Genomic DNA, 21,193 nt, shown 5'->3' on the forward strand with positions numbered 1-21,193 from the left:
CGCCCCCGCCGCTATTTCAATAAATCCGGTCGGAGGCGTGCCGTACGCTCTTGTGCTTGTTGCAAGCGCCATTCTTCGATCTTGCGCTGGTGCCCGGATAATAGTACCTCGGGTACTTTCCAACCTTTGTAATCGGCGGGACGTGTATAAACAGGCGGGGCCAGTAAGTCATCTTGGAAGGAGTCGGAGAGGGCGCTTTGCTCGTCGCCGATCGCTCCCGGTATCAAGCGTACCACGGCGTCGGTTATGATAGCGGCGGCCAGCTCTCCTCCGGTAAGGACATAGTCTCCTACGGATATCTCTTTCGTTATCAAATGCTCACGGATACGATAGTCGATCCCTTTATAGTGCCCGCAGAGGATAATCATATTATTTAGTAAAGACATACTGTTGGCCATGGGCTGGTTGAGTGTCTCGCCATCCGGGGAGGTATAGATTACCTCGTCATATTCCCGTTCGCTTTTCAACGCTGAGATCGCCCGGTCTATCGGTTCGATCTGCATCACCATTCCGGCCTCTCCTCCGAACGGATAATCATCCACCCGCCTCCATTTATTAGTGGTGTAATCCCGTAGGTTATGTAAATGAATCTCTGCTAATCCTTTATCTTGCGCCCTCTTGACGATAGAGCAATTAATCATCCCCTCGATCATCTCGGGAAGTACGGTAAGTATATCTATACGCATAAAAAATAGTTGTAACGTTAAAACCTCCCGCAAAGGTACATCTTTATTCTGACTCATCGTAAAGTGAGTCTCTATTATCTATGATTCGTGATAGAAAATTAAGAATGAATGAAACGCATGCGTTGGCGCAGTTAAGAGTTCGTAGAAGTTCATGAGGATATTTTTGTATCGTTTGAATTATTATTCGTACTTTTGTCCATCAATTCGGCGGCTATCAATAGAGGCCGTCTCTTTAGAGAATAAATTTTATAGCGATGAATATATCTTACAATTGGCTGAAAGAGTATCTTGATTTCGATCTGGAGCCAGAAGAAGTTGCTGCGGCGCTTACCTCTATCGGTTTGGAAACCGGTGGAGTAGAGGAAGTTCAAACCATTAAGGGCGGACTTGAGGGACTGGTTATCGGTGAAGTGTTAACTTGTGAGGAACACCCGAATTCTGACCATTTACATATTACGACCGTAAATGTAGGTGGCGAGGCTCCTTTACAAATCGTATGCGGTGCCCCGAACGTGGCTGCCGGACAGAAAGTGGTCGTAGCCGTGAACGGTACGAAACTGTACGACGGTGACGAATGCTTTACCATCAAGAGATCCAAGATCCGTGGCGTTGAGTCCAACGGTATGATTTGCGCCGAGGACGAGATCGGTATCGGTACCGACCATAACGGTATTATCGTACTTCCCGCCGATGCTGTTGTAGGTACGTTAGCTAAAGATTATTATAATGTAAAGAGCGACTACGTGCTGGAGGTGGATATCACCCCGAACCGTGTAGACGCTACTTCCCATTTCGGTGTCGCCCGTGACTTGGCCGCTTATTTGAAGCAAAACGGCAAGCCCGCCGAATTGAGACGTCCTTCGGTAGACGCTTTCAAGATTGACGACGAGACACCGGGCGTAGAGGTCGTGGTAGAGAATACGGAGGCTTGTCCCCGTTATTCCGGTGTTACGATCAAGGGCGTTACGGTGAAGGAGAGCCCGGAGTGGTTACAAAACCGTTTGCGTGTGATCGGCCTTCGTCCCATCAATAACGTAGTGGATATAACGAACTTTATCCTGCATGAGTTAGGGCAGCCTTTACACTCTTTTGACGCGGGTAAGATCAAAGGAAATAAAGTGATTGTCAAGGCGGCCGAGGCTGGTACGAAATTCGTCACGTTGGATGGCGTGGAGCGTACGTTGACCGATCGTGACTTGATGATTTGTAACGTCGAGGAACCGATGTGTATCGGTGGCGTGTTCGGTGGTTTGGATTCCGGCGTGACGGAGGAGACCACCGACGTATTCTTGGAATCCGCTTGTTTCCATCCGACGTGGATTCGCAAGACCGCTCGTCGTTTTGGCTTGAATACGGACGCTTCTTTCCGCTTCGAGCGTGGTTTGGATCCGAACAATACGATGTATGTATTGAAACGTGCCGCCTTGTTGATACAAGAGTTGGCGGGAGGTAAGATCACGGGTGCCGTACAGGATGTTTATCCTACCGTGGCGGAACCGTATACGGTTGAGGTGACTTACGAGAAGATCAATACGTTGATCGGTAAGGATATTCCGGTAGAAACCGTGAAAAGTATCTTGGCAAGCCTTGAGATGGAGATCGTATCCGAGACTGCCGAGGGCTTGACTTTGCATGTTCCCGTATATCGTATCGATGTGCAGCGTGATGTAGACGTGATCGAGGACATTCTTCGTATCTACGGATATAATAACGTGGAGTTCAGCGATAACGTGAAGTCCAATTTAAGTTACCAGACTCCTACGGATCGTAGCTGGAAATTGCAGAACTTGATCTCGGAGCAACTTTGCGGTTGTGGTTTCAACGAGATCATGAACAATTCCTTGACACGCTCCGCTTATTATACGGATCTGTCTGTTTATCCGGAAGCGCATTGTGTCATGTTGATGAACCCGTTAAGCGCTGATTTGAACTGCATGCGTCAGACCTTGTTGTTCGGAGGCTTGGAGAGCATCGAGCATAACATGAAGCGTAAGAATGGCAATGTCCGTTTCTATGAGTTCGGTAATTGCTATGATTATAATATCGATAACAAGAAGGAAGATGAGACCTTGGCGCAGTTCAGCGAGGATTACCGTCTAGGCATCTGGGTAGCCGGCAACCGGGTGGAGAACAACTGGGCGCATCCTGACGAGAAATCTTCCGTTTATGAGTTGAAGGCTTACGTAGAGAATATCTTAGCCCGCTTGGGCGTGGATATGAAACGGGTTATTTTCGGTAACTTGACGAATGATATCTATTCTTCGGGCCTAAGCATCACGACCGGTTCCGGACGTCAATTGGGTACGATGGGTATCGTAAGCAAGAAACTTCGTAAGATGCTGGATATCGATATGGAGGTTTATTACGCTGAGTTGTCGTGGACCCAATTGATGAAGGAGATCAAGAAGGCGAAAGTAACCTTCTCCGAGATTTCCAAGTTCCCGGCCGTTAAACGTGACTTGGCGTTGTTGCTTGATAAGAGCGTACAGTTTAGCGAGGTTGAGAAAATCGCTAAGGATAGCGATCGCAAGCTATTGAAGGAAGTATCTCTGTTCGACGTTTACGAGGGCAAGAACCTTCCGGCGGGCAAGAAGTCGTATGCCGTAAGCTTCTTCATGCAAGATGAGAGCAAGACTTTGAACGATAAGCAGATCGACGCTATCATGAAGAAGATCCAGACGAATCTGGAACAAAAGCTAGGTGCTCAATTGAGATAAGAATTTAATTACATAAAATAAAGATAAACTGATAAACATATGGGAAGAGCGTTTGAGTTTCGTAAAGCGAGAAAGTTTAAGCGTTGGGGCAATATGGCCCGTGTATTCACGAAGTTAGGTAAGGAAATCACGATCGCGGCAAAACAAGGTGGGCCGGAGCCTGAGAATAATCCTCGTTTACGTGTGTTGATGCAGAACGCCAAAAAGGAGAATATGCCGAAGGAGAACGTGGAGCGTGCCATTAAACGTGCCGTATCCAAGGATTTCACGGATTATAAGGAGATGAACTATGAGGGATATGGTCCTTTCGGTATCGCTATCTTCGTTGAGACCGCTACGGATAATACGACTCGTACGGTAGCCAACGTTCGTAGTTATTTCAATAAGAACGGTGGTTCTCTGGGAACATCCGGTAGCTTGGAGTTCTTGTTCGATCATAAATGCGTATTCCATATCGCTAAAAAAGAGGATCTTTCTTTAGAAGACCTAGAGTTGGAGTTGATCGACTTCGGTGTAGATGAGGTTGAGGAAGACGAGGACGAGGTTGTTCTTTATGGTGAGTTCGCGCAGAATTCGGCGATCCAGAAATATTTGGAGGAGAATGGTTTCGAGATCTTGAGTAGTGAGTTCGTACGTATTCCGAACGATTTGAAGGAGGTTACTCCGGAACAGCGTGAGTCTATCGAGAAGATTATCGAGAAATTAGAGGAAGACGAAGACGTTCAAAACGTATTCCATAATATGAAGGAAGACGATTCTGAGGAGGAATAACGTACGCTTATACGTAAAATAGTATACTTTATCCGTAAAAAAGCGACATCGAGGCAAATTCGATGTCGCTTTTTCTTTTTTACAACGAATGTTTCATGTTTTTTATTTATTTTTGTGAGTCTAGGGTGAATAACAATTTAACTTATATGGTGAAAATGAAAAGACTATTTCTTCTTTGTGCGTTCGTGAGCATGTTTGCGACGTGTAATTTTATCTCAGCTCAAAAGGAGTTAGGGATTTTCAATTCTGTTTCGGCAGGAGTGGGTGTTGGTTTGACGGGTGTAGATGTGGAGGTCGCTACTCCTATTACGCCTTATCTGGCGTTGAGAGGTGGTCTTACCTTTATGCCGGGTTTCAGCATTAATACGGACGTGGATGTAGATGTTAACGATCCGCGAGCGGGTGTGTATAATGATACATACTCCATGGATGTCAAAGGTAGCTTGAAACGTACTTCCGGACAGTTGTTGGTGAATGTTTACCCGTTTCCTCACGCTTCTTCGTTCTTCGTTGCGGCCGGCGCCTATTTCGGTGGTTCTTCCTTGGTGAAGATAGAAGGGCATAGTGATAAGCTGAAAGACCTGATCGCCCAAGGAGAAAGTGCGGGCATAGTTATCGGTGATTATACGATTCCGGTGGATAATAACGGTAATGTATCCGGTGGATTGAAAGTGTCCGGTTTTCGTCCTTATCTAGGTCTTGGATTCGGTCGTGCGGTTCCTAAGAAACGGGTTGGCGTGATGTTTGAGCTGGGTGTGCAATTCCATGGCAAACCGGAGGTGTATACGGATTCAGGGGATGTAAAGGACTTGTTGAATGAGATAGACGAGGATGATACCTTTACGAAGATCATGGACAAGCTAACGGTTTATCCGGTCATGAAGATTCGTATTTGCGGAAGAATATTTTGATTGTCAAAGATAGTATAAGCTAAGAGTGGCGTTAATAATACGATGCCACTCTTTTTTTATGGCTAAACTTTCATTTATTTTGTTTATTTTTGCGCGCTGTTAGGGTCATAATTTTGATAAAAATAACTTTATATGAAAAACAAACATTTAGTGATGCTATTGCTATCATCTTGCTGTTTAGCGGCATGTGTGGATAGTAAGTATGATTTAAGCGATGTCAATACGGACGATGCGGTAATGGGTGAGTCTTGGATAGCTCCCCTCGGTACGGGTTATGTAACGTCGGATGACGTTGTGAATGTAGAGAAAGTCCCTTCCATTCGGGAAGTCGACGGGGCTTACGTCATGATCTATGATGGAGAGATGAAGATTAAGGGGAAAAGCTTACGGGCCGCCTCTGATAAAGTGGAGATCGCCTCGGAAGATATAACGACTGGGGATATCGATGGTTTGTTTGATGGCGATTTCGTTTTGGCGTTAACGAATCCCCATATTACATTAAAGTCGAATGTAAAGAATGCCTCTTTGGATTGTAGCTTGTCTATCGAGGCTGAGAACGCAAGTAAAAAGGAGGCTACTTCCTCTGGTTTTACCTTGTCAACGGTGTCTCCTAATATTTGGATCGGCCCTCTTGATCCGAAGACGGATGCTTTTAAGTTTGTCAAGAACGAGAAGTTACCGGGAATCGTACAGATTGTTCCTCAAAAAATACATTTGTCTTTGTCCGCCGATAGCAAACAATGGGCGAACGCTCCTATGGATGCCTTGAGCGAGTTACGCTATGCGGTAGAGCTTCCGTTGACTCCGGCACCGGAATTTAGCGCCGTATCCGTCGAGCGGATCGAGGACGCTTTTGATGAGGATTTCGTAGACTATATTTTCTCGGACGGAAGCGCGAAGATCTATGGAGAGGTTACGAACGAGATGCCGTTCGATATGTCTATCGAGATGGTGATCATGGATGAGAACAATGTACCGGTAGATATCCAATTCCCGGCGCAAGAGGTAAAAGGACAATCCGGAGAGGTTGTCTTCGAGATCACGAAGGAGGATATGCCGAAAATGAAGGACGCACGTCATATAGACCTGAATTTACATTTAACGGGTAGAGATCAAAGCGAGGCTTTGAAGAAAGGCCAGAAAACGACCTTCAACTTGAAACTTAAGAAAGAAGGCGGAATTTCTATTTGATCCCAGTACTAACCATTTAAATTACGAAAAAGAAAGATGAATACTATATATAATATGTATAAGAGAGGTCTGTGCGCTTTATGTTTATTGACCACTGTGGGGATGTCGGTATCCGCCCAGCAAATACGAACTTCTTACTTCATGCAATCCTCTACGGCACGCACGACGATGAATCCGGCGTATCGTCCCGAGAGAGGCTATGTTTCCATTCCGGTATTAGGTGCGGTTGGCGCTTCGTATGGTACGAACGGAATAGCTGTGGATAATTTTATTTATCCGAAGAATGGTGAGACCGTTACGTTCATGGATAACTCCGTGAATACCGAGTCTTTCCTGAATGGCTTGAAGGACGAGAATCAGGTAAACATGGATTTTGGTACGCAGGTTCTATCCGGTGGCTGGTACGCCGGCAAGGGATTCTGGACGGTTGATGTTTCTATCAAGGGATTGGCGAATATTCGTGCTCCGAAGACATTGTTCGAGTTCATGAAAAAGGGTAATGGATCTCAGAGTACGTATGATATCCGTAATATCAGGGCGTATGCCGAGGCTTATTTGGAGACAGGTGTAGGATATTCTCGTCCTATCACGGATAAGTTGACAGTCGGAGGTAAGGTTAAATTGTTATGGGGCGTAGGTTCTATGGACGCTACGATCGATCAGATGCATGCTGAGATGGGAGAGACTAGCTGGAAAGTTACCTCTACCGGTACATTGCAGACGAATATGAAAGGCTTGGTTCCGGAAATGGAAGTAGACGAGCAAGGCCGTGATTATTATAATAGCTTTGATTTCGATTCTCCGGGTCTTAGCGGTTTCGGTATGGGAGTGGACTTGGGTGCTACGTACCAATTGACCGAGAATATCATGTTATCCGCCGCTGTCCTTGATTTAGGTTTTATCAGCTGGAGCAAGGGAGGTAGCACGCTAGGTAAGTTGGATGGAACTTTCGACTTTAACGGCTTTGATCTGGCTATTGGCGAGAATAACGGTGATATACCGAGCATGGGCGATCAGTTTGACGCTATCAAGGAAGATTTCGAGAACTTGCTTCATTTCAAGAAAGAGGGTGAGTCCGGAAGCACTACCCGTCTTCGTTCGACAATCAATATCGGTGGCGAGTACCGTTTGCTGGAAAACAAGTTAGGTATCGGTTTATTGTCGAGCACTCGTCTTTATTCCCCGAAAGCCTATACGGAACTGACATTGTCCGGTAATTACCGTCCGGTGAAATGGTTTGAGGCTACGCTGAGCTACTCATTTATCCATAGTAAGTTCAAGACGTATGGTATCGCCTTGAATTTCTCACCGTCTTGGATCAATTTCTTTATCGGATCGGATTATATGTTGACAAAGGTAACTCCACAATGCTTACCGGTCAGCGGTAACGCCATGAATCTTTACATGGGAGTAAGTGTTCCTTTGAAATCATTCGCTAATTAATAGGGAATACTCAGAATAGAGTCTGTATCATAAAGGAAAAGGCTGTCCGGGTTATATACCCAGACAGTCTTTTCTTTTTTATTAGGCTCGTTTTATTAGGTTTTTTATCTTTGTGGACTGATTGAAAGGAAGAAATTGGATATGAGATTAAAGACTTTAGCCACCCATCCGGTATGGAGAGAGCCCCGGACTGTATTCGGGGTATGGATGCTAACAGGTGTTATTTTTGCTATTGTCAAGTTGTTGATCGGGAAATATAATAATTATAAGATATTTGAAGGAGTCTACTGGCATGCTATCGAAGGCTTAACCTTATATGGGGATCATTATCCGGAATATTATGATTCAAACCATTATGGAGTCTTATTCAGTCTTATCATAGCTCCTTTCGCCCTGTTACCGGAATGGCTGGGTATGATCTTATGGATAGCGGGGAATACCGCCCTATTATTTTATGCGATTAGCCGATTGCCATTGTCGAGTACCCCCAAAATCATTATTTATTGGTATTCGTATTGTGAGTTGATGACGGCTCAAGGAGTACAGCAATTCAATATATCAGTAGCGGCCTTTATCTTATTATCATTTGTCTTGATACTGGAGAAAAAGGATTTCTGGGCGGCAGGCATTATTATGCTCGGAACATTTATCAAGATTTATCCAATCGTGGGATTGGCGTTCTTTTTCTTCTCAAGGCAGAAAGTGAGATTATTAGTCTCTTGTCTTTTCTGGGGATTGGTTTGCTTTGTGATCCCGGTGCTTTATACACCGGGGTTTGAGTATGTGATCTCTCAGTATATAGATTGGTTTGAGCGATTGAAGGTGAAAAATATGTTGAATATGTTCGCTGATCCGCAAAATATATCATTATTAGGAGTGGTTCGAAAGATATCCGGGAATGCGGAGTATAGCGATATGTGGCTTATCATACCGGGCTTGATTTTATTCTGCATTCCATATTTGAGGATCTCTCAATATAAATATCTGGCTTTTCGCTTTATGCTGTTGGCTAATGTTTTATTGTTTGTCGTATTATTCAGTACGGGAAGCGAGGCGAGTGGGTATATCATAGCGATGATAGGAGCCGCTATCTGGTATATATGCAGTGTATCGCCCCATAAGAAATATACTTATTGGCTTTGGATAGCTACCTTGGTGATTGTTGGCTTATCCACTACAGAGTTGGTTCCATCGATTGTCCGGAATGGACTGATCCGTCCGTATGTGATAAAAGCTTGGCCTTGCATTGTGGTGTGGCTGACCATTTGCTATGAGATGTGTTTCTTGGATTTTAGTCATTCTCCCTATAAGCATATCACGACTTAGGCAGAGTGAATATCGCCTGTTTTTTAATAGAAGGTTACATAATAAAACGAGACTACTCCCGACAAGCGATGAGAGTAGTCTCGTTTTAAACTACTTTTTATCGATCTCTTTCAGTAATTCTTGTACCGCTGTTCTCAATTGCGTATCTTCCCCTTTGACAACAGTTTCCGGAGAATTAGCGACTTTAACATCCGGTTCCAGCTGTGTGTTCTCTAAGTAACTACCGTCCGACAGGCGATAACCGGTAATAGGTGTGCCGAATACCAGCGTCGGATCTTGCAGGGTTTCCCAAGAGACGGTAGTCATTGTTCCCGGTACGGGCATACCAACTAAACGTCCGATGTGTTGATGCTTATAAACCCACGGGGTTCCATGTGCGTTACTATAATTAGCCTCGCATTGGAGCATGATGGAAGGTTTATTCCAGCGGCGGCTAGGCATATCGCAAGCCTCCCGGCCACGTGTCACTTGGGTGAGGTATTTCTCTCCGCTGAACAAGATCTCGATATCCTCATGCAAACGTCCACCACCATTAAAGCGGGTATCAATGACGATGCCCTCCCGGTCGTTATATTTACCTAGGATATCGGAGTAGACAGAGCGGAAACTAGGGTCTCCCATGGATTGGATATGGACGTATCCCAATCGTCCGTTCGACCATTTATCCACGTCGGCGGCACGTTGTTTCACCCAGCGGGTATAAAGCAAGTTATTTAACTCACCGTTACTGATAGGCAAGACTACCTCTTCCCAACGTTCTTTGGTTTGTGGATCGTAGAGGGAAACCAAGGTCTTCTTTTTGGCCTTATTGTTTAATAGCTTGGAGTAATCCATATCCGGGGTTATTTCTTGCCCGTCTATTTTCTCCATGACGGTACCGGCTTTTACCTTGGAACGTGCGTGATCGAACGGGCCTTTTTCCACTACCTCAGCGATTAATAAACCTTTGCCGCTATGGTTCCAATCGAAAAGTAGGCCTAGGTTGGCGGTAATATTGCCGCTTGTTTGCGGACGGAAGCGTCCTCCGGTATGAGATACGTTGAGTTCTCCCAGATATTCGCTTAGCAACTCCGCGAAGTCATAGTTGTTATTGATATGTGGCAAGAACTTACGGTAGGCGGCGGTCATAACGTCCCAATTTACGCCGTGCATGTTCACGTTGTAGAACCGTTTTTGCTCTTGTTTATAGACATGGTCGAACATATACTCACGTTCGGCGGCCAAGTCCATTTTTAAGTTCGCTTGGTAATGAATCGGTGTTAGTTTCTCCGATCCCATATCCATTTTTTGCATGGAATTGCTACCCAACAAGAACAGGTTCTTACCTTCCTTATCCATTTCCATGTTCGCCCATCCGGTATTCATCTTGTGGAGTAGCTTGGTCTCTTTCTTGCGCAAGTCCATTTTCCACAGGTCGTATTTGTCTTCGAAAGCCGAGAAATAATATAAGGTCTCGCCATTCTTCGAGATGACGGCACTACCCATTTCGGAGGAATTAGGAGTAAGGCGTAGGATACGATCTTGGATGCCTTTCAGTTCCACTACGATATCCTTGGGCTTTTCGTCTTTCTTTTCATCGGCTTTATCTTCTTTTTTCTTGTCGTCGGTTTTGTCCCCGGTTACCTCTTTCTGCTCCTTTTCCAGTTCCTTTTGCAACTCATAATCCTCTTTGCTCAAGCGGAATTTATCATAAGCGTCTTGATTCATGAATACCAGCATGGCATCATTCAAGGAGCCCCATGAGGCATGCGCACGCATTCCGTAACGCTCGGTGGTGAATAAGATGGCGTTTCCATCCAGTACCCATTGTGGGGAGGTGCTGGTGTAACCGCTATTGGTCAGGTTGGTAATCTCCCCGCCTTGCGCGCTAACCAAGCCGATATCCGAATAAGGATCGTGCTTGTTTCCGATAAACCGGAGCGTGAACCATTTACCGTCCGGCGACCATGAGTAATCGAAACCGCCGGCTGTGCTATACCATGTGGAGCCATCCGTGACTTGGCGTACTTTCTTCGTCTCAAGGTTGACTACCATCAGCCGCATACGATCTTCTATGAAAGCGAGTTCCTTACCATCCGGTGAGAATTGAGGATAATTACGCTCTACGGTCTTAGAAGGCAGGAGAACTTCCTCTTCGATAATCGTTGCGTTCGGGAAATTAGCTTCTTCCTTACGGGCGATCTTAGCCAAGTAAAGTTGCCAATTACCACCACGCTCGCTGGCGTAAGCCAAGGTACGGTTATCCGGCGAGAAGCATACGCCTGTTTCGGCGGCCGGGGTATTGGTGATTTGTTTGGTCGTGTTGTAATCGGCCGAGGTGACGAATACCTCGCCTCTTAGGGTTAAGGCGATCTGCTTGCCATCGGGGGATACGGTGGCAGAGGTAGCTCCTTTGCTGGAATTCAGATCGCTGATTTGCTCTTGATCGTCACGGATCAAATCAATCCGCACTTTCTGCGGATTGACTCCCGGACGTTGTGTATAGATCTCGCCATCGTATGTGTAGCATAATGTATTGTCGCTACTTGTAGAGAGGAAACGTACGGGATGTGTCTTGAACTTAGTAACCGCCGTTATAGATTGTGGGGTGTTGAGAGGGAATGAATATACATTGAAAGAACCTCCGTTGCGTTCGCTCAGAAAGTAAACCGTCTGTCCATCCGGGGTAAATACGGCGTTGCGGTCTTCTCCCGCATGGTCGGTCAAATTGGTATGTTTTCCAGTTTGCGTATCGTACATCCATATATCCCGGGTGACGGACGAGGTATGATGTTTACGCCATTCATCCTCGAAGCCCTTACGGTCTTGGTATAAGAATGTCTTTCCGGATTTATCGAAGCAAACCATCTCGGCGGGTGTTCCCAATACTTGCTCCGTACGTCCGCCACCGATCGGCACTTTATAAAGTTCCGTCATGGCCGAGGTCGGGAATAAGGCACTCTGGGCGGGATCTTGTATGGATGCGGAGAAGAGTACGTATTTGCCGTCGGGAGTAAAGGCCGATGGAATCTCGGAGGCGGAATGAGTGGTGAGGCACTGTGCCGTTCCACCGTTGGAGGGCATTACGAATAAATCGAAATTGCCGTTACGATCGCTGGCGAAAGCGATTTGTTTTCCGTCCGGAGACCAGATTGGCGTGCATTCATACGATGCTTGGGTGGTAAGTTGTGTCGCTGTTCCTCCTTTGGCCGGTACTTTATAGATATCTCCTTTGTAACAAAACGCGATCTCTGTTCCATCAGGAGAAATTTGTACATCACGCATCCACAAAGGGGTTACAGCGTAGCTGGTAGTCGCAAAGCCCAAGGCAATGCAGGTTAAAAGTTTTTTCATGTACTTAATGCTTTTTTAGAATGGTACGAAGATACATATTATTTTGTACCCATCAGTCTGCTCTCTATTGAAATATTAACTGGATTTACCCTTTCAATTTCACGATAAATAATACGAGGCTTTCCCCTTGGGCCTGTGCGGGGAAAGTATTTCGCAGATCCTCTCCGGATTTGCTGAAACAATAGGAATGGCAATAGGGATCGATAGGGTCCATTCGTCGCACATTACCGGTTTGATAAAAATTATCTTTTAATCCTTCTTTTACCTGCCAGCATCGTTCTTTCTCCGTATCATAACAGAAGGTGTAATTTCTGGACTCATCCTCTGCGTTATAGTAAGTAGATACCCAGAAACGGCTACCCATGCGGATCGGTAGCAAAGGAAGTGTATTCTTTCCGGCAAGGTTCTCCAAGGCTTGGCTTTGCCGCTTTTGCTTAATATATAAAGTGTCCCGTAATAAGTTCCCGGGTTGATAGGAGGGGGCGTAGGCATAAACCGTTCCGCTTCCGGGCTCCACGGCTACTTCCGGGGCGAGACAACCGATCGGGCATGCGGAACGTTCCAGATCGACCGGACGGATCGTATGAGATTGTAATTTATGGAAAGAGGAATCGTATTCAACGATCTGTTTCTCAATCGTGGCGGTTTGCCCTGCCGTATCCCCATGAACACATTCCTCGGTGGTAAATATCCGGTTATTGTGCATGGATATGGATAGCATATGCCTATTCTCCGGAAGGTCGCATTTCAGTTTCTTGCGGGTAAGGAGATCACCATTGAATGAGTAATAGAAAATATCGTCCGTGTTTCCAAGTACGATCAGCTGCTGGTTGGCCGGGTTCACTACATACCCCGCTACCCGTATGTCATCCGGATGGGTGATGCGACAGATAAATTCTCCCTTGCGATTGAAACGGTAAAGCGTCTCATTGCTGATAAGGAATAGGTTGTCTCCCTCTTGACGGATATACTTGGCCTCCTTGATCGAATGCGTCCCTGAGTCCTGTAATGGAATGGCGATTACCTCATCCGCGATGTCAGACAAGGCTCCGGTAGGGTTGCTCCGGATCGATTCATTCGAGATTAACAGGTTATAGGCTTGCTTTCCGCAAACCAATAGAACAAGTAGTAATAAATATGTAAAGGTTCTTTTCATATCACCGCTAAATTAAAGAAGGATAAACCTTTTTATGATTTTTACGAATTGTTCTTATAAAACGTAGATCATCTGATTTTATTGGATAAGCCTAGAATTATTCTTGTAGAAATACCCAATTATCCCCCTCGGACATGGATTCTTTATAGGAAAAGCCTTCCCATGTGAATGCTTTTAATGCCTCCGGGTCAGAAATCCGGTTCTTTATGAGATAGCGGCTCATTTGTCCCCGGCACATCTTGGCATAGATCACGATCGTCTCCGCTTTGCCGTTCTTCCAGACCTTGAACTCGGGCGTGATGATCCGGACGGATCGCTCCACCTCCTTCCACTGGAAAGAGGGTTGGATATCCAAGCTGGCTAGATTCAGTAGGATTCTGTCTCCCTGTCGGACGTCATGGATTAATGTATTTGTTTGCCTGTCCTTCCAGAAGGCGTACATATTCCCGTCGCCTAGTTCCGGGATTTTTACGTCGAACTCCATCCGGTAAGGCTTGATAAGGTCTAATGGGCGAAGTAACCCGTAGCATCCCGATACGAAACGCATATGTTCTTGCGAGAAAAGAAAATCCTCCTCCGTGAAGTCTTTCGGGCTGATATTCTTGAATACGACACCGGTATAGGCGAGTATCGCTTGCAAGGGCTGGTTGTCTTCCGCATGAAAATCTTGGTATCTGCGGTAACATTCCGCCGCCAGTTTCGGGCTGAGCTTGAGGATACGACTTAATTCGTCAATGGGAAATTGGGTCATATGCAGGGCGATCTCGTTCGCCTCTTGCTGGAAACGTGGAGTCGTGCCTTGCGGCGCTTTTATCTTGGATGTCCCGGTCATTGTCTTAGCCGGAGATAATAATATCAACATATCTATATTGGATTTGGATTGATCGCATAAAGGTAATCCATATTAAGATTCAAATAGGGTATAAGCATCCCAATAAATCTTAAAGTATCTCGACTCGAATGGGGGATTTAATGGAGGAATGAGTCTTGGTGATAGAAATGTAATGAGGATTATGAAGATGAGAGATGTGAAGATGCGACCTATATTCCTTTTGATAGTATTCATCCTACCTACGATGGCCCATGCGCAGTGGACGGAACAGGATTCTTTGCGCCTGCAAGAATTTTTATCCGGCAAGGAGGAGATACGTTTGAATCCTGAGTTTCAGAAGGCGATAGAAAGCGGGACTTTTCTACGACCCGATCAACCGGGAACCCATATGTTATCCTCACCAAGTGAGTTGCCGATTACGAAAGACTTCTCGGAATATGTACAGTTAGATACTTTACGTAGGTTGACTAATTATGATTCGATTACCCCAGTCCTATTCATGCTGCTGAATTTTAAGTCACCTTCCCGTTCATTGGCCATACAGAAGCAAGCGCACACGATTAGGCTCCCTAAGAATCAGGATTGGAAAGAGTTTAAGGTAGGTAAGGTTCCTATGGCTGCCAACGTAAAACTGACTAATATATACTCGGATGTCGTGAAGGATGGCCAGCGAAGGGGAGGGGTACTTGCTACCATAAGAGTCTATTTCGACGCAGAGGATTTACTAGAGACTATTTTCTGGAAAAGTGCCCGTGATAAGAAGAGAAACAGGAAACGGGAGAATACGTGGAAGTATTATAATGACTATCCGTAAATTGTTGGATTTATAGGATATAACCACTCGAAAAAAACACGTACGTGAATTTCAAAAAACATGTACGTGTTTCCGGAAAAACTCGTACGTGTTTTTTTGAGAACATTGACTGTTTTTACCTAGATACTGTGCGTTTACTATCAAAACCTTTTTCTCTCTCTTTTGTTCTTTCTGAAAAGATACGTCCTAATGACATCCGAAATGGACGGTTTGACGGGGAGTTCTCTATTCTGTTTTATAATATTAAGACAAAATGTCATATTTTCGTTTTGGTATTTCTTTTGTAAAGATATAAGTGTAAAATAAATTAGAAAAGAATATAAGAAAGGAGCTTAAATATATGAATTTAAACAATTTTACAATCAAGGCGCAGGAGGCTGTTCAACAAGCCGTACAGTTGGTTACCAAAAATAATCAACAGGTTATCGAACCGGTTCACTTGTTGAAAGCTGTCATTATGACGGGTGAGAGTGTTACTAATTTTATCTTTCAGAAATTAGGGGTAAACGCTCAAAACCTGAATATGGTACTGGATCGCCAAATCGAATCTTATCCTAAGGTTTCGGGAGGCGAACCCTATCTCTCTAGCGAGTCGAACGCTGTCTTACAGAAGGCGATCGATTATTCCTCTAAAATGGGGGATCAATATGTATCGTTGGAGCCGATCATCTTGGCGTTGTTCACGGAAAAGAGCACCGCTTCACAGATATTGAAAGACGCCGGCGTGACAGAGAAAGAGTTACGTCAAGCGATTGAGGAGTTGCGTAAAGGAAATAAGGTGACAAGCCAATCCGCCGAGGAGACGTACGATGCCTTAGGAAAATACGCCATCAATTTGAACGAGCGTGCCCGTAGCGGTAAACTGGACCCCGTGATCGGACGTGACGAGGAGATCCGCCGTGTCTTGCAGATCTTGAGCCGCCGTACGAAGAACAATCCGATCTTGATCGGTGAGCCGGGTGTAGGTAAGACTGCTATCGCTGAGGGGTTGGCCCATCGTATCGTTCGGGGTGACGTTCCCGAGAACTTGAAGTCTAAACAGATCTTCTCGTTGGATATGGGCGCGTTGATCGCCGGAGCTAAATATAAAGGCGAGTTCGAGGAACGTTTGAAAGCGGTGGTGAACGAGGTTACGAAATCCGAGGGTGAGATCATCCTCTTTATCGATGAGATCCATACCTTGGTAGGAGCCGGTAAAGGCGAAGGCGCCATGGATGCAGCTAACATCTTGAAACCGGCCTTGGCTCGTGGTGAGCTACGTTCGATCGGTGCCACGACGTTGGATGAGTATCAGAAGTATTTTGAGAAGGATAAGGCGCTTGAGCGTCGGTTCCAGACCGTTATCGTAGACGAGCCGAGTGAGTTGGATACGATCTCCATCCTTCGTGGTCTGAAGGAGAAATACGAGAATCACCATAAGGTACGTATCAAGGATGATGCGATTATCTCCGCCGTGCAGTTGTCTACCCGTTATATCACGGATCGTTTCTTGCCGGATAAGGCGATCGATTTGATGGATGAGGCCGCCGCCCGTCTGCGTTTGCAGATCGATTCCGTACCGGAGTCGTTGGATGAGGTTTCCCGGCGTATCAAACAGTTGGAGATCGAGCGTGAGGCGATCAAGCGTGAGAACGACAAGTCGAAATTAGAGCAACTGAACAAGGAGATCGCCGACTTGAAGGAGGAGGAGACCAAGCAAAAGGCTCAGTGGCAGAGCGAGAAGGAGCAGATCAATAAGATCCAGCAAAATAAGATCGATATCGAGAACCTAAAGTTTGAGGCTGACAAGGCGGAGCGTGAGGGTGATTACGGCAAGGTCGCTGAGATCCGTTACGGTAAGATCAAGCAAAAGGAAGAGGAGATCAGGGAGGTACAGGCTAAGTTGAAGACGATGCAAGGTGCCGCAGCTATGATCAAGGAGGAAGTGGATAGCGACGATATCGCCGATGTGGTATCCCGTTGGACTGGAATTCCAGTCAGCAAGATGATGCAGAGCGAGAAAGATAAGTTATTACGTCTGGAGTCCGAGCTTCATACCCGTGTGATCGGTCAGGAAGAGGCGATCAACGCTATCGCCGATGCGGTTCGTCGTAGTCGTGCCGGCTTACAGGATCCGAAACGACCGATCGGTTCTTTCATCTTCCTCGGTACTACCGGTGTGGGTAAGACGGAGTTGGCCAAGGCGTTGGCCGAGTATCTGTTCGATGACGAGAATATGATGACCCGTATCGATATGAGTGAGTATCAAGAGAAATTCAGCGCGACTCGTTTGATCGGTGCGCCTCCGGGATATGTGGGTTACGATGAGGGTGGACAGTTGACGGAGGCGATTCGCCGGAAACCTTACTCAGTTGTCTTGTTCGATGAGATCGAAAAGGCGCATCCGGATGTATTCAACATCTTGTTGCAAGTCTTGGATGATGGACGGCTGACGGATAACAAAGGCCGTGTTGTCAACTTCAAGAACACGATCATTATCATGACAAGTAACCTAGGTTCTTCCTTGATTCGTGAGAACTTCGAGAAGATGACACCCGCCACGCATGACAAGGTGGTAGACGAGACGAGGATCCAAGTACTGGAACTGTTGAAGAAGACGATCCGTCCGGAGTTCTTGAACCGTATCGACGATATCATCATGTTTACTCCGCTGAACGAGGAGGAGATTCGCAAGATCGTATCCTTGCAGTTGAACAGCGTGAAGAAGATGTTGGCTACGAACGGTGTCGCCTTGGACTTCACGAACGAGGCCTTGGACTTTATCGCCGACAAGGGCTTCGATCCTCAATTCGGTGCCCGTCCGGTAAAACGTGTCATTCAGAAGTATGTCTTGAACGAGTTGTCAAAGGCTTTGCTGGGTGGAACGGTAGACCGTAACCGCCCGATCGTGATCGATAGGAAAGACGATGGTCTGGAATTTAAGAACTAAAGTAGACTTGAACGCTTGACGTTAAGCGTGGTGTTTCTATAAAATAATGAAGGTGGAATGATCCTATGTGAATCATTCCGCCTTTTTATTTTTCACTAATAGGTAGATACGGCTTGGTGCGATTATTTCCGGGTGGGAACCGTGCACCAAAATGTAGATCCTTTTCCAACGCTTGACTCCACGCCGATCTCTCCACCTAAATGTTTAATGATTAATTCACAGATAGACAGCCCGAGCCCCGTACCTTGGGTGAAGGAATCTAATTTAGCGAATCGATCGAAAACACGGGAGATATTTTCTTCCGCTATCCCTTTTCCCGTATCGGTAACAAAGAAATAAATATCGTCTTTCCTTATTTCATATCCGATCGTTATCATTCCCTCGAAAGTGTATTTGCAAGCATTATTGATGAAATTAGCCAGTACTTGGGATAAACGGTTTCTCTCAGTATGGATAATGTAGCTTTCCGCAGGCAGTTCCGTGCGGAATTCTACTCCTTCCTTGATCTTGAATCGGTAACTCCGCCATAGGGTTTGCATAAGCTCGTTAATCTCTACTTCCGTATAAAGGAAATCCAATATACCGGCTTCTATTTTTGACATATCGAGTATGTCATTGATTAAATTAAGGAGTAGCTCATTGTTTGCGTGAATGATTTTAGCGAATTCTTTGATCTCCTCTTTATCCTCACTTTCGCTGATAAGGGTCGAGAAACCTACGATCGCATTCAATGGGGTCCGTATCTCATGGCTCATATTGGCGAGGAAAGCACTTGTCAACCGGTTTGATTCTTCCGCCTTCTCACGTAAGCGGATCACTTCTTCGGCCATATTTCGTTCGGTGTCAAGAATGTCTTTCTTATGCCGATGTTCCCTCATCGAAAGGAGGATAAGTAGAAAGGCGATAAGAGCTATCGCCACTACCTCGAATGGGGACTCTATCATGAAACTCGGGACTACTACGAGGCTCATTTGCTTAAAGGTAGAAATAGGGTAAAGTTTGGGGTTGATTGTTGACGTGGAATGGCCGTATGCTTGATCGGTTTTAGACAGGAATGATTTGTAGGCACCTTTCATGGAATGTTTAAGATCGCTTGGCGTGATTGGACTGATTACATATGAGGTCTTGAATAAGTAAGCCTTGATAGGCCCGATTTTGCTCCTGAGAGCTCGGGTACTTGTGGTACTTTGTATTTTAGGTTCCATTGTAATCATAATTTAATACATTTACTGAGTTCTAAAAGAACTTGAGTATCAAATGACTATATGTAAATAAATGATGGAGTGTATTTTGATTTTAACACAAATAAGACTGGCTTTAGTGTTTTTTGTGATCCATAAAGATATTGGAAGTCTCTTTGGGGTACTCGGTTGGAAATATATTCTTTCAAAGAAAATATCATGCGGAACAGTAAATTGCCCGGAAGCTATAAAAAATAATAGGTCTATATGATAATCAAGTATTTTTATTACCTTTGCTTCCTATAAAACCTAAGCTCTTTTAGAACTATGTTCAAGTAGGGGCATTTGCTTTTGTTAAGTCACGTCCGTAAATAAGCTTAATTGTTTTTGGGATATAAAATCAAAATATTTCCGTACATTTGCCGTTATTCAAACCAATTAAACAAGATTAATTATGAGCACGAACAATGACGAGCTACTTTACGACGAGGATGATTCCGTAAAATTTATCCAGAATTATCTTCCCCAAGAACTGAAAGGAAAGTTCAGTAATGACGATATCAACTATATCGTAGACTTGATCTACGACTTCTATGAATCTAATGGCATGCTAGATGATGATGGCGACGATGAGATCGAGATCGATGAGGAAGAGGTTGTAAATTATGTAATTAAAAACGCCCAGAAAGACGGCGTAGGCAAATTCGAGCCGGAGGAAATCACTTTTATAGTACAAGGAGAACTTGAATATTGCGATTCGATCAACATGTTTGATTGATATTTGTTATATATATAAAGTTGTTTAAGTGAAATTGTAGAAGATGATGAGGAACATTAAATTATTATCTGTTTTACTGCTATGTATGGCAGTGGTGTTTACGAGTTGCGGAACGTGGAATAACACGGCGAAGGGTACGGCGATCGGTGTAGGCGGTGGTGCCGCTGTCGGAGCTGGTGTTGGTGCCTTGGCCGGAAATACCGCATTGGGTGCCGTGATCGGTGCGGCCGTAGGTGGTACAGCCGGTGCGTTAATCGGTAAGAAAATGGATAAGCAGAAGAAGGAGCTGGAAGCTACCCTGCCTGAGGACACGAAGATCGAGAGCGTGAACAATGGTGAGGCCTTGAAGGTTACTTTTGACTCCGGTATCTTGTTTGCCACGAACTCAAGTACGTTGAGCGACGCTTCCAAGAGTGCCTTGCGTAACTTCGCTACCAGTTTGAAGGCCAATCCGGATACGGATATCCGAATCATCGGCTTTACGGATAACACCGGTAAGGTGGATTATAACCAGACCTTGTCCGAGAAACGTGCGAAGAGCGTTTACGATTACCTGATGATGCAGGGGGTAAGCACGGATCGTATGGTTTATGAAGGTAAAGGTATACATGATCCTGTGGCTAGCAATGACACTCCCGAGGGTCGTTCGTTGAACCGTCGTGTTGAGATCGTGATCTTGGCTAATCAGAAAATGATCCAAGAGGCTCAACAAGGAACGCTTCGATAAGTTTTTTTAAGCTATCCCTGCCGGAAGCGGACAGGTTATAGGGTATGAATTGGGGGACTGTCTTTTCGGGATAGTCCCTTTTTTGTTTAAATCGCAGGATAGGAAGGATGAAGAAGTTGATATATATTTTATTTGTGTTGATTACGATCGCTTTTGTCGTGGCGGCCATAGCCGGATTCGCTACCGGACGTATTAATCCGGAAGGGAAGGAGTGGATCTCGTTTCCCGGATTGGTGTTATTACCGGTATTGGCGGCCAATCTATGTCTTTTCTTGATGTGGTGTGTCTTTAGGAGTCATTGGTGCTGGGTACCTTTGGCGGCGTTATTGTTGAACTGGGAGTTTTTGATATCGATGTTCCAGATACGGGTCTTCCCAAAAGAGATTCCGATAGGGAAA

At 45.3% G+C, this 21,193-nt stretch carries 15 protein-coding genes and 1 pseudogene; 11 read left to right on the forward strand and 5 right to left on the reverse strand.

What is annotated here, in order from left to right:
• Positions 1–11: 11 nt before the first annotated feature.
• Positions 12–686, reverse strand: a complete 675-nt coding sequence (trmD, locus tag QVP94_RS05135) for a tRNA (guanosine(37)-N1)-methyltransferase TrmD (RefSeq protein WP_008772076.1) — start codon at positions 684–686, stop codon at positions 12–14.
• Between the two features lie 254 nt (positions 687–940).
• On the opposite strand from trmD, the gene pheT reads away from it, so the two are divergent.
• The 6 genes from pheT to QVP94_RS05165 all read left to right on the forward strand — a co-directional run bounded on the left by pheT (position 941) and on the right by QVP94_RS05165 (position 9,045).
• Positions 941–3,403, forward strand: a complete 2,463-nt coding sequence (pheT, locus tag QVP94_RS05140; protein ID WP_005862093.1) for a phenylalanine--tRNA ligase subunit beta — start codon at positions 941–943, stop codon at positions 3,401–3,403.
• 39 nt (positions 3,404–3,442) lie between these two features.
• Positions 3,443–4,174 (forward strand): YebC/PmpR family DNA-binding transcriptional regulator, encoded by a 732-nt coding sequence (locus tag QVP94_RS05145; RefSeq protein ID WP_005856672.1) that lies wholly within the window; start codon positions 3,443–3,445, stop codon positions 4,172–4,174.
• Between the two features lie 146 nt (positions 4,175–4,320).
• Positions 4,321–5,085, forward strand: coding sequence for a hypothetical protein (locus tag QVP94_RS05150; RefSeq protein WP_005856675.1), 765 nt, complete (start codon positions 4,321–4,323; stop codon positions 5,083–5,085).
• A 132-nt stretch (positions 5,086–5,217) separates the two neighbouring features.
• The gene (locus QVP94_RS05155) at positions 5,218–6,276 is read left to right on the forward strand and encodes a DUF4621 domain-containing protein (protein ID WP_022192116.1); all 1,059 of its coding nucleotides are present in this window, start codon (positions 5,218–5,220) and stop codon (positions 6,274–6,276) included.
• Between the two features lie 36 nt (positions 6,277–6,312).
• The gene (locus QVP94_RS05160; protein WP_005862097.1) at positions 6,313–7,719 is read left to right on the forward strand and encodes a DUF5723 family protein; all 1,407 of its coding nucleotides are present in this window, start codon (positions 6,313–6,315) and stop codon (positions 7,717–7,719) included.
• A 141-nt stretch (positions 7,720–7,860) separates the two neighbouring features.
• Complete coding sequence (locus QVP94_RS05165) at positions 7,861–9,045, forward strand: glycosyltransferase family 87 protein (RefSeq protein WP_005862099.1); 1,185 nt, start codon at positions 7,861–7,863, stop codon at positions 9,043–9,045.
• A 90-nt stretch (positions 9,046–9,135) separates the two neighbouring features.
• Here QVP94_RS05165 and QVP94_RS05170 read toward each other — a convergent pair whose 3' ends face one another.
• From QVP94_RS05170 to yaaA, 3 genes are all read right to left on the reverse strand, one after another.
• Positions 9,136–12,378 carry a S41 family peptidase gene (locus QVP94_RS05170; protein ID WP_005862101.1) on the reverse strand — a complete coding sequence of 1,081 codons (3,243 nt, stop codon included), beginning with the start codon at positions 12,376–12,378 and terminating at the stop codon, positions 9,136–9,138.
• Positions 12,379–12,463: 85 nt separating this feature from the next.
• The gene (locus QVP94_RS05175; RefSeq protein ID WP_022192117.1) at positions 12,464–13,534 is read right to left on the reverse strand and encodes a 6-bladed beta-propeller; all 1,071 of its coding nucleotides are present in this window, start codon (positions 13,532–13,534) and stop codon (positions 12,464–12,466) included.
• A gap of 97 nt (positions 13,535–13,631) precedes the next feature.
• Positions 13,632–14,396, reverse strand: coding sequence for a peroxide stress protein YaaA (gene yaaA, locus QVP94_RS05180; RefSeq protein WP_022192118.1), 765 nt, complete (start codon positions 14,394–14,396; stop codon positions 13,632–13,634).
• A gap of 151 nt (positions 14,397–14,547) precedes the next feature.
• On the opposite strand from yaaA, the gene QVP94_RS05185 reads away from it, so the two are divergent.
• Positions 14,548–15,180, forward strand: coding sequence for a DUF4858 domain-containing protein (locus tag QVP94_RS05185; protein WP_008778334.1), 633 nt, complete (start codon positions 14,548–14,550; stop codon positions 15,178–15,180).
• A gap of 340 nt (positions 15,181–15,520) precedes the next feature.
• Positions 15,521–18,109, forward strand: coding sequence for an ATP-dependent chaperone ClpB (gene clpB / locus QVP94_RS05190; protein ID WP_022192119.1), 2,589 nt, complete (start codon positions 15,521–15,523; stop codon positions 18,107–18,109).
• A 122-nt stretch (positions 18,110–18,231) separates the two neighbouring features.
• On the opposite strand, the gene QVP94_RS05195 is transcribed toward clpB, so the two are convergent.
• The gene (locus QVP94_RS05195) at positions 18,232–19,314 is read right to left on the reverse strand and encodes a sensor histidine kinase (RefSeq protein ID WP_227804871.1); all 1,083 of its coding nucleotides are present in this window, start codon (positions 19,312–19,314) and stop codon (positions 18,232–18,234) included.
• A gap of 430 nt (positions 19,315–19,744) precedes the next feature.
• Here QVP94_RS05195 and QVP94_RS05200 point away from each other — a divergent pair, with 430 nt between their 5' ends.
• The 3 genes and pseudogenes from QVP94_RS05200 to QVP94_RS05210 all read left to right on the forward strand — a co-directional run.
• On the forward strand, positions 19,745–20,068 hold the full coding sequence (locus tag QVP94_RS05200; RefSeq protein ID WP_005856696.1) for a hypothetical protein: 324 nt from the start codon (positions 19,745–19,747) through the stop codon (positions 20,066–20,068).
• A 46-nt stretch (positions 20,069–20,114) separates the two neighbouring features.
• Positions 20,115–20,795 carry a YiaD family glycine zipper/OmpA-like lipoprotein gene (locus tag QVP94_RS05205; protein ID WP_005856698.1) on the forward strand — a complete coding sequence of 227 codons (681 nt, stop codon included), beginning with the start codon at positions 20,115–20,117 and terminating at the stop codon, positions 20,793–20,795.
• A gap of 107 nt (positions 20,796–20,902) precedes the next feature.
• Positions 20,903–21,193, forward strand: a pseudogene (locus tag QVP94_RS05210) (endonuclease/exonuclease/phosphatase family protein); the annotation flags it as partial.

The sequence above is a fragment of the Parabacteroides sp. CAG:2 genome (assembly GCF_000436315.1).
In the GTDB taxonomy this organism is placed as follows: Bacteria; Bacteroidota; Bacteroidia; order Bacteroidales; family Tannerellaceae; genus Parabacteroides; species Parabacteroides distasonis.

Excerpts from the sequence above, each read along its gene's own strand:
- QVP94_RS05145 (WP_005856672.1), top strand. The coding sequence starts at position 3,443 with ATGGGAAGAGCGTTTGAGTTTCGTAAAGCGAGAAAGTTTAAGCGTTGG.
- QVP94_RS05165 (WP_005862099.1), top strand. The coding sequence starts at position 7,861 with ATGAGATTAAAGACTTTAGCCACCCATCCGGTATGGAGAGAGCCCCGG.
- trmD (WP_008772076.1), bottom strand. The coding sequence starts at position 686 with ATGCGTATAGATATACTTACCGTACTTCCCGAGATGATCGAGGGGATG.
- yaaA (WP_022192118.1), bottom strand. The coding sequence starts at position 14,396 with ATGTTGATATTATTATCTCCGGCTAAGACAATGACCGGGACATCCAAG.
- QVP94_RS05175 (WP_022192117.1), bottom strand. The coding sequence starts at position 13,534 with ATGAAAAGAACCTTTACATATTTATTACTACTTGTTCTATTGGTTTGC.
- QVP94_RS05205 (WP_005856698.1), top strand. The coding sequence starts at position 20,115 with ATGAGGAACATTAAATTATTATCTGTTTTACTGCTATGTATGGCAGTG.
- clpB (WP_022192119.1), top strand. The coding sequence starts at position 15,521 with ATGAATTTAAACAATTTTACAATCAAGGCGCAGGAGGCTGTTCAACAA.
- QVP94_RS05185 (WP_008778334.1), top strand. The coding sequence starts at position 14,548 with ATGAAGATGAGAGATGTGAAGATGCGACCTATATTCCTTTTGATAGTA.
- QVP94_RS05200 (WP_005856696.1), top strand. The coding sequence starts at position 19,745 with ATGAGCACGAACAATGACGAGCTACTTTACGACGAGGATGATTCCGTA.
- QVP94_RS05195 (WP_227804871.1), bottom strand. The coding sequence starts at position 19,314 with ATGGAACCTAAAATACAAAGTACCACAAGTACCCGAGCTCTCAGGAGC.
- QVP94_RS05170 (WP_005862101.1), bottom strand. The coding sequence starts at position 12,378 with ATGAAAAAACTTTTAACCTGCATTGCCTTGGGCTTTGCGACTACCAGC.
- pheT (WP_005862093.1), top strand. The coding sequence starts at position 941 with ATGAATATATCTTACAATTGGCTGAAAGAGTATCTTGATTTCGATCTG.
- QVP94_RS05160 (WP_005862097.1), top strand. The coding sequence starts at position 6,313 with ATGAATACTATATATAATATGTATAAGAGAGGTCTGTGCGCTTTATGT.
- QVP94_RS05155 (WP_022192116.1), top strand. The coding sequence starts at position 5,218 with ATGAAAAACAAACATTTAGTGATGCTATTGCTATCATCTTGCTGTTTA.
- QVP94_RS05150 (WP_005856675.1), top strand. The coding sequence starts at position 4,321 with ATGGTGAAAATGAAAAGACTATTTCTTCTTTGTGCGTTCGTGAGCATG.